Source organism: Stenotrophomonas sp. PS02300 (genome assembly GCF_029959395.1).
GTDB classification, from domain to species: domain Bacteria; phylum Pseudomonadota; class Gammaproteobacteria; order Xanthomonadales; family Xanthomonadaceae; genus Stenotrophomonas; species Stenotrophomonas maltophilia_AD.
The window spans coordinates 1-7877 of record NZ_JASCOP010000152.1; the positions used below are offsets into that span (position 1 = coordinate 1).

Annotated in this window: 8 protein-coding genes; 5 read left to right on the forward strand and 3 right to left on the reverse strand. The window is 67.8% G+C overall.

What is annotated here, in order from left to right:
• The first annotated feature begins 327 nt into the window (after nt 1-327).
• Nucleotides 328-708: an aspartate 1-decarboxylase gene (gene panD / locus QMX79_RS18550; RefSeq protein ID WP_068850963.1), complete on the forward strand. Its 381-nt coding sequence runs from the start codon at nt 328-330 to the stop codon at nt 706-708.
• The gene (pgi, locus tag QMX79_RS18555; protein WP_282248095.1) at nt 705-2219 is read left to right on the forward strand and encodes a glucose-6-phosphate isomerase; all 1515 of its coding nucleotides are present in this window, start codon (nt 705-707) and stop codon (nt 2217-2219) included. The genes panD and pgi overlap by 4 nt, the downstream gene beginning before the upstream one ends.
• A gap of 31 nt (nt 2220-2250) precedes the next feature.
• On the opposite strand, the gene QMX79_RS18560 is transcribed toward pgi, so the two are convergent.
• On the reverse strand, nt 2251-2820 hold the full coding sequence (locus QMX79_RS18560) for a response regulator transcription factor (protein ID WP_282248096.1): 570 nt from the start codon (nt 2818-2820) through the stop codon (nt 2251-2253).
• Nucleotides 2817-4043: an ATP-binding protein gene (locus tag QMX79_RS18565; RefSeq protein ID WP_282248097.1), complete on the reverse strand. Its 1227-nt coding sequence runs from the start codon at nt 4041-4043 to the stop codon at nt 2817-2819. Before QMX79_RS18565 ends, QMX79_RS18560 begins: the two co-directional genes overlap by 4 nt.
• Nucleotides 4044-4127: 84 nt before the next feature.
• Here QMX79_RS18565 and ispG point away from each other — a divergent pair, with 84 nt between their 5' ends.
• The 3 genes from ispG (at nt 4128) to QMX79_RS18580 (ending at nt 6952) form a co-directional block, all read left to right on the forward strand.
• On the forward strand, nt 4128-5393 hold the full coding sequence (gene ispG / locus QMX79_RS18570; RefSeq protein ID WP_282248098.1) for a flavodoxin-dependent (E)-4-hydroxy-3-methylbut-2-enyl-diphosphate synthase: 1266 nt from the start codon (nt 4128-4130) through the stop codon (nt 5391-5393).
• On the forward strand, nt 5374-6081 hold the full coding sequence (locus tag QMX79_RS18575) for a phosphatase PAP2 family protein (RefSeq protein WP_282248099.1): 708 nt from the start codon (nt 5374-5376) through the stop codon (nt 6079-6081). The genes ispG and QMX79_RS18575 overlap by 20 nt, the downstream gene beginning before the upstream one ends.
• A gap of 223 nt (nt 6082-6304) precedes the next feature.
• Nucleotides 6305-6952, forward strand: a complete 648-nt coding sequence (locus QMX79_RS18580; protein ID WP_282248100.1) for a response regulator — start codon at nt 6305-6307, stop codon at nt 6950-6952.
• Between the two features lie 50 nt (nt 6953-7002).
• Here QMX79_RS18580 and QMX79_RS18585 read toward each other — a convergent pair whose 3' ends face one another.
• Nucleotides 7003-7662: a bifunctional 4-hydroxy-2-oxoglutarate aldolase/2-dehydro-3-deoxy-phosphogluconate aldolase gene (locus QMX79_RS18585; RefSeq protein ID WP_282248101.1), complete on the reverse strand. Its 660-nt coding sequence runs from the start codon at nt 7660-7662 to the stop codon at nt 7003-7005.
• Nucleotides 7663-7877 lie beyond the last annotated feature (215 nt).

Here is a 7877-nt window from a genome sequence, read left to right on the forward strand (position 1 = left end):
GTCAAAGGCGGGTCGGGGCGGGTTTGCGGGGGTGTGAGCGGCATGGATGCCGCGACCAAGCCTCCAGGGATGGATTCACGGCGTCCCCCGCAAACCCGCACCGTCCCGCCAAGCCAGAGGAACTGCTGGCCACCAGCTGTTCGCCAGAAACCGTCAGCTGCCGGGCAAAGCCCGGCGAATCAGCCAACTGTCGAATGCCGTTCAAAAGGGCACCACTGACAGTAGGGTCCGTCATCTGCCTGAACCGCGGGCAGCGGGCCAAGCCCGGCCTCTGCCATCTAGCCCCCGGGTGCTAGAATTTCCCTTTCCTTTACGTCGTCCCGTGCCATGCACCTCTCCCTGCTCAAGACCAAGATCCACCGCGCCACCGTGACCCATTCGGAGCTGAACTACGAAGGGTCCATCGCCATCGATGACAACCTGCTGCTGGCCACCGGCATCCGCGAGTTCGAGCAGGTGCACATCTGGGACGTCACCAATGGTGCGCGCTTCTCGACCTATGCCATCCGCGCCGAAGCGGGCAGCGGCGTGGTCTCGCTCAACGGCGGCGCCGCGCGCCACGTGCAGGTCGGCGACATCATCATCATTGCCGCCTTCGCCAGCATGAGTGAAGAAGAAGCTGACAGCTTCCGGCCGAAGTTGGTATATGTGGACGGCAACAACCAGATCTCCCACACCAACGACAGCATCCCGACCCAGGCCGCATGACACAGACCAACGGATTCGACCCGCTTCACTCCCATGCCCAGCGCCTGCGTGGCGCGAGCATCCCCGCACTGATCGCCGCCGAACCCGGTCGCGCACAATCGCTGGGGCTGCGGGTCGGTCCGTTGTATGCCAACTTCGCGCGGCAGAAGTACGACCGCGCGGCGCTGGATGCGCTGCTGCAGCTGGCCGCCGAGCGCGATGTCGCCGGCGGCTTCCAGCGCCTGTTCCGTGGCGAGACCGTCAACGTCACCGAAGGCCGCGCCGCGCTGCACACCGCCCTGCGTGGCGATGTCAGTGGCGCCCCGGTCGCCGCTGAAGCCTTCGCCACCGCCGCGCAGGTGCGTGCGCAGATGGGCGAACTGATCACCGCGCTGGAAAAGACCAACGTCACTGACATCGTCAGCGTCGGCATCGGCGGTTCGGACCTCGGTCCGCGCCTGGTCGCCGACGCGCTGCGTCCCGTCACCGGCGCGCGCTTCCGCGTGCATTTCGTTTCCAACGTGGACGGCGCCGCCATGCAGCGCACGCTGGCCACGCTGGACCCGGCCACCACCGCCGGCATCCTGATCTCCAAGACCTTCGGTACCCAGGAAACCCTGCTCAACGGACAGATCCTGCATGACTGGCTGGGCGGCAGCGAACGCCTCTACGCCGTCAGCGCCAACCCCGAGCGCGCCGCCAAGGCCTTCTCGATCGCCGCCGGCCGCGTGCTGCCGATGTGGGACTGGGTGGGCGGGCGCTATTCGCTGTGGTCGGCGGTCGGTTTCCCGATCGCGCTGGCGATCGGCTTCGAACGTTTCGAACAACTGCTGGCCGGTGCGGCCGAAATGGATGCACACGCGCTCAACGCGCCGCTGGCGCAGAACCTGCCGGTGCTGCATGCCCTGACCGACATCTGGAACCGCAACCTGCTCGGCCATGCCACCCATGCGGTGATGACCTACGACCAGCGCCTGGCGCTGCTGCCGGCCTACCTGCAGCAGCTGGTGATGGAAAGCCTGGGCAAGCGCGTGCAGCTCGACGGCAGCCCGGTCGGCAGCGACACCGTGTCGGTGTGGTGGGGCGGGGCGGGCACCGACGTGCAGCACAGCTTCTTCCAGGCACTGCACCAGGGCACCAGCGTGATCCCGGCCGATTTCATAGGCTGCGTGCACAACGACGACCCGTATGAAATCAACCACCAGGCGCTGATGGCCAACCTGCTGGCGCAGACCGAAGCACTGGCCAACGGCCAGGGCAGCGACGATCCGCACCGCGAGTACCCGGGCGGCCGCCCGAGCACGCTGATCCTGCTGGACGCGTTGACCCCGCAGTCGCTGGGTACGCTGATCGCGATGTACGAGCACGCCGTGTACGTGCAGTCGCTGATCTGGAACATCAACGCCTTCGACCAGTTCGGCGTGGAGCTGGGCAAGCAGCTGGCCAGCCAGCTGCTGCCGGCGCTGCAGGGCGAGCCGCACGGCATCACCGATCCGGTGACGCTGGAGCTGTTGGGTCGGCTTCGCGGCTGAAGACGCCGGCGGTGAAAGCGCGAATGCGCTTTTACCGCGGCTCCGGGCTGGGGCGTTTCGCCAATTTCCGCTGCAACGAACGTCGGTGCATGCCCAGCAGGCGTGCAGCGGCCGAGACATTGCCGCCCGTCTCATGCATCGCCTGCTGGATGTGTTCCCACTGCAGGCGGCTGATCGGGGTCATCGCATCCGGTGGCTCCATCTCGCCATCGTCGGCCGGGCCGTCGTCTTCCTCGCCCAGCGCACGCAGGATCATCGGCACCGTGGCCGGCTTGGGCAGGTAGTCATCGGCGCCCAGCTTGATCGCCTCCACCGCGGTGGCGATGCTGGCGTAGCCGGTCACCAGCAGGATGCGCATGTCCTCGCGCAGCGCCCGCAGCGGCTGGATCAACGCCAGGCCGGATTCCGATCCCAGCTTGAGGTCGATCAACGCGTAGGCCGGCGGCTGCTGCCGGGCCAGCACCAGTGCCGAGGCGATGTCGCTGGCGGTCACCGTTTCCAGTCCCTTGCGGGCCAGGCTGCGCTGCAGCGTGCGCAGGTACAGTTCGTCGTCGTCGACCAGCAGGCCGTGGCTGGAGGCGGGCAGGGTGGGGGTATTCATGGCGAAATCTCCGGTGCAGCCAGGGGCAGGCGGAAGCCGACGCGGGTGCCGGCGCCTTGCGCAGGCCGCATCCACAACTCGCCGTCCAGGCGCTCGATGGTGGCATGGGACAGGGCCAGGCCCACGCCCATGCCCTGGGTCTTGCCGCTGTTGAACAGGGTGCCGGGGAGCACCGCATCGCGCGCGTCGAAACCGCGCCCGTAATCGCGCACTTCGCCGATCAGGTCGTGTCCCTCGATGCGCAGGGTCAGGTCCACCTGCGGCCGTTCGGCCTGTTCGCCGGCGTCGGCGGCGTTGTTGAGCAGCACCATCAACAGATGGCCGATGCCCGGGTCCAGCGGCAGCTGCAGCGGGGCATCCTCGTTGCGCTTGAGGGTGATGGTCGGGCGCACCAGCTGCCACTGCTCCAGCACCTGCGGCAGGGTTACCGCCTCGTTGCCGCGCGCCTGGCCGGCGGCCGGGCGGGCCAGTGCCAGCACCCGTTCGCGGCACTGCACCAGCAGCTCGCGCAGCGTGTCCACGTCGTCGCGTACTTCCGGGTTGTCGGTCTGGTCGGCGATGTCGTCGGCCAGCAGGGTCATGGTCGCCAGCGGCGTGTTGAGTTCATGCGCCACCGAGGCGGCGTGGGTGGCCAGCGCCACGATGCCCTCGTTGCGCGCGAAGCGTTCGCGCAGCAGCGCAAGTTCGTGTTCGCGCCGGCGCAGCGCCATCGCCAGCCGGGTGGCGAAGGCCAGCACCACCGCCGCCGACAGCAGGAAGTTGGCCACCACGCCCCACTGGTGCAGGTCCATGGCGGTGAAGTACCCATGCGGCAGCGGCTTGCCGAAAATGCCGCTGACCGCATAGCCGATCAGGCAGGCGGCGGCCACGGCCAGGGTCCAGTGCACCGGCAGGGCCAGCGCGGCCAGCGCGATCAGGATCAGGAACAGCGAGCCGAACGGGTTGCCGACCCCGCCGCTCCAGCCGACCATCCAGGTCAGCACCGCCACGTCCACCAGGATGTGGCAGAACGCGGTCAGCGGCGCGGTATCGGCATCCAGCACCCGCAACTGCGCGTACAGGTTGAACAGGATCAGCACCAGCACCCCGGACCACAGCGGCAGCTGCGGCAGTTCCAGCCCCAGCACCCAGCTGGCCACCAGGATGGTCGCGGCCTGGCCGGCCACGGCCAGCCAGCGCAGGCTGCACAGGGTGCGTAGGAAGGGGGCGTCGGTACCGGTCATCGGCTGCCATCGTATGCGCTTGCGCGGTTGGCTGCCTGCGACAATCGGCCGCATCGGGGGCGCGCGGGTGCGGTAAAATGGGGAATGCACGACGCCGTCAGCCAACCGACCCAACCTTCCGACACCACCGTGTGGGCCCGCCGCCAGACCCAGCCTGTCCGCATCGGTGGCGTGGTCGTGGGTGGGGGCCAGCCCGTGGTGGTCCAGTCGATGACCAACACCGACACCGCCGACGTGGCCTCCAGCGTCAAGCAGGTGGCCGAGCTGTGGCGGGCCGGCTCGGAAATGGTGCGCCTGACCGTGAACAATCCCGAGTCGGCCGCCGCCATTCCACGCATCGTGGAAAAGCTGCGGATGATGGGGATCGAGGTCCCGCTGATCGGCGACTTCCATTACAACGGCCACCAGTTGCTGACCCAGGAACCGGCCTGCGCCGAAGCGCTGGCCAAGTACCGGATCAACCCGGGCAACGTCGGCTTCGGCAAGAAGAAGGACACCCAGTTCGCGCAGCTGATCGAATTCGCGATCCGCTACGACAAGCCGGTGCGCATCGGCGCCAACTGGGGCTCGTTGGACCAGTCGCTGGCCGCGCGCCTGATGGACGAGAACAGCCAGCGCGCCCAGCCGTGGGACGCCGGCCGGGTGCTGCGCGAAGCGCTGATCCGCTCGGCGCTGGATTCGGCGCACACCGCCGTGGAACTGGGCCTGCCGCGCGACCGCATCGTGCTGTCGGCCAAGGTCAGCGGCGTGCAGGAACTGATCGCGGTGTACCGCGACCTGGCCCAGCGTTCGGACTTTGCCCTGCACCTGGGCCTGACCGAAGCCGGCATCGGCAGCAAGGGCATCGTCGCCTCCTCGGCGGCACTGGCCGTGCTGCTGCAGGAAGGGATCGGCGACACCATCCGCATTTCGCTGACGCCCGAACCCGGCCAGTCGCGCACGCAGGAAGTGATCGTCGCCCAGGAACTGCTGCAGACCACCGGCCAGCGCGCTTTCACCCCGCTGGTCACCGCGTGCCCGGGCTGCGGCCGCACCACCTCCGAGTTCTTCCAGGAGCTGGCCAAGGTCGTGCAGAACCACGTGCGCGGCAAGATGCCGGAATGGAAGGTGAGCCACCCCGGCGCGGAAAACATGACCCTGGCCGTGATGGGCTGCATCGTCAACGGGCCCGGCGAATCGCGCCACGCCAACATCGGCATCTCGCTGCCCGGCACCGGTGAAACCCCGGCCGCGCCCGTGTTCGTCGATGGCGAAAAGACGGTGACCCTGCGCGGTGACAACATCGCCCAGGACTTCGTGGCGCTGATCGACGCGTACGTCGAACGCAAGTATGTCCGAAGCGTCGGATAAGCCCGCCGTGCTGGCGGCGCCGGAGCCGGCCGCCGGCTTCCGCCACTGGATGGCGCGCAATGCCTGGCGCTTCGTGCTGCTGTTTGCCGGCGTGCTGCTGCCGCTGGCCGGCTTCGTGGCCCTGGCCGACGAAGTGCACGAGCTGGAGGCGTTCTACTTCGACGCCCCGCTGCTGTGGAAGATGCATGCCGTGGCCCGGCCCAGCCTGGATGCCGCGTTCGTGTTCATTTCCCGGATCGGCTACCAGTGGGGCGTGATCCCGGCCGACATCCTGATCGTGGCCGTTCTGCTGCTGCGCCGGCGCTGGCGCGAAGCCAGCTTCGCCGCGCTCAGCTTCGCCGGCTCGGCCCTGCTCAACATCGGCAGCAAGCAGTTCTTCCAGCGCGACCGGCCGAGCCTGTGGGAGTCGATCGCCCCGGAAAGCACCTACAGCTTCCCCAGCGGCCACGCCATGGGGTCGATGACCCTCGCCGCCGTGCTGGTGCTGCTGGCCTGGAACACCCGCTGGCGTTGGCCGGCGGTGGCGTTCGGCGTGCTGTTCGCCGGCTCGGTCAGCCTTTCACGCATCTACCTGGGCGTGCATTACCCTTCCGACATCCTGGCCGGATGGTGTGCCGCACTGGTTTGGGTGGTAGGGTGTTTCCTGGTGATGTTCCGCCGCCGCCATCCCTGGCGCCGCCGGCACTGACCGGCCTGCTGGGAGCAGGCTGGATGCGGCAGGGGTTTCCGCGGACCGTGATAGGTCCAATAAACCGATATGGCCTGGGGTGATAGGCAAAGGGCAGGGGTAGCCCGGCACGGATGTGACGCGGGCATCAGAACGCGCTGATGGGGGACAAACTTCCTTGTTATCGCAGTACCCCGTCGCTAGGCTGGCCCCGGTTTGCAGCGTTTGGACGAAGGTGGGTGGGATGACGATTCGAGTGTATCTGGTGGACGACCACGCGCTGGTGCGAACCGGCATGAAGATGATCCTGTCCAATGAGACGGACATCGAAGTGGTGGGTGAAGCCGAATCCGGCGAAGACGCGCTGCCTGCGATCCGCCAGCTGCGCCCGGACGTGGTGCTGTGCGACCTGCACCTCCCCGGCGTGAGCGGGATGGAAGTCACCGAACGCGTGGTCCGGGGCGACCACGGCACCCGCGTGGTGATCGTGTCGGTGCTGGAAGACGGCCCGATGCCCAAGCGCCTGCTCGAAGCCGGTGCCTCCGGCTACATCGGCAAGGCCTGCGACGCCCAGGAGCTGCTGCGCGCCGTGCGCGACGCCGCGCTCGGCCGGCGTTACCTGGGCAGCAGCATCGCCCAGAACCTGGCCCTGTCCAACGTCGAAGGCAGCCAGTCGCCGTTCGACAGCCTGTCCCCACGCGAACTGGAAGTGGCGCTGCTGCTGACCCAGGGCCTGCGCCAGGAAGACATCGCCAAGCGCCTGAGCCTGAGCGCCAAGACCGTCAACACCCACAAGGCGCGCCTGTTCGAGAAGATGGGGATCCACGACAACATCGCGCTGGCGCGCATGGCCAGCCAGTACGGCCTGGTGGACCCGGCGCGGCCGATGTAACCCCGCCGCATGCCCAAAAAAAAGCCCGGGAAGTCCCGGGCTTTTTTTGTTCAGCGCGAGCGGACCCTGGCTACGATCTTCGCCGCCTGGGCCGCGCTTTCGCGCACCTTGTCCCACTCGCCGTTCTCGATCCAGTTGCCCGGCACCATCCACGAACCGCCGATGCAGACCACGTTCTTCTGCTCCAGGTACTCGGCCGCCGTGGTTTCCGTGATGCCGCCGGTCGGGCACAGCTTCAGGTCCGGAATCGGACCGGCCAGGCCCTTGATCATCGCCAGTCCGCCCACCGCCGAGGCCGGGAACAGCTTGCACACCCGGAAACCGCGCGCATACAGCGCCAGCAGCTCCGTCGGCGACGCCGCACCTGGCACCACCGGCAACGGCGCTTCCGCCAGTGCGTCGGCCATGAACGCCGGCGTGCCCGGCGTCACCAGGAAATCCGCCCCGGCATCAATGGCCTGCTGCATCTGCTCCACCGTCAGCACCGTGCCCGCACCGACCACCACATCCGGCAGCTCGCGCTTGAGCATGCCCAGCGCCTCCATCGCGATCGGCGTCCGCAGCGTCAGCTCGATCGCCGGCAGCCCACCTTCCAGCAACGCCGCGCTGACCGCGCGCGCCTGGTCAAGCGTGTGCACGGTAACCACCGGCAGGATGCCTGCCGCAAGCAGCAGGGTTTCAGCGCGTTTCTGGTGTTCGGCAATGCTCATGAATTCTTTCTTCCAGTTAGTTCGGGAAATACCGGTTGGCCCGTGATCCCGAGGGCCGGCCAACGGCCGGCGCTACCAAAAAACAGTCGACGCCAGGGAGGCGCCGCAATGTGTCGTGAGGCAGCGGCGGGGGTCCCCGTAGGGACTGTCGAAAACATGGATGTTTTCGACAAGCCTCCATGGACGGATTCACGGCGTGTCCCGTAGGGGACCCC

Bases quoted from the DNA above. Each gene is read 5' to 3' on its own strand.
- panD (WP_068850963.1), top strand. From the start codon at position 328: ATGCACCTCTCCCTGCTCAAGACCAAGATCCACCGCGCCACCGTGACC.
- pgi (WP_282248095.1), top strand. From the start codon at position 705: ATGACACAGACCAACGGATTCGACCCGCTTCACTCCCATGCCCAGCGC.
- QMX79_RS18560 (WP_282248096.1), bottom strand. From the start codon at position 2,820: ATGAATACCCCCACCCTGCCCGCCTCCAGCCACGGCCTGCTGGTCGAC.
- QMX79_RS18565 (WP_282248097.1), bottom strand. From the start codon at position 4,043: ATGACCGGTACCGACGCCCCCTTCCTACGCACCCTGTGCAGCCTGCGC.
- ispG (WP_282248098.1), top strand. From the start codon at position 4,128: ATGCACGACGCCGTCAGCCAACCGACCCAACCTTCCGACACCACCGTG.
- QMX79_RS18575 (WP_282248099.1), top strand. From the start codon at position 5,374: ATGTCCGAAGCGTCGGATAAGCCCGCCGTGCTGGCGGCGCCGGAGCCG.
- QMX79_RS18580 (WP_282248100.1), top strand. From the start codon at position 6,305: ATGACGATTCGAGTGTATCTGGTGGACGACCACGCGCTGGTGCGAACC.
- QMX79_RS18585 (WP_282248101.1), bottom strand. From the start codon at position 7,662: ATGAGCATTGCCGAACACCAGAAACGCGCTGAAACCCTGCTGCTTGCG.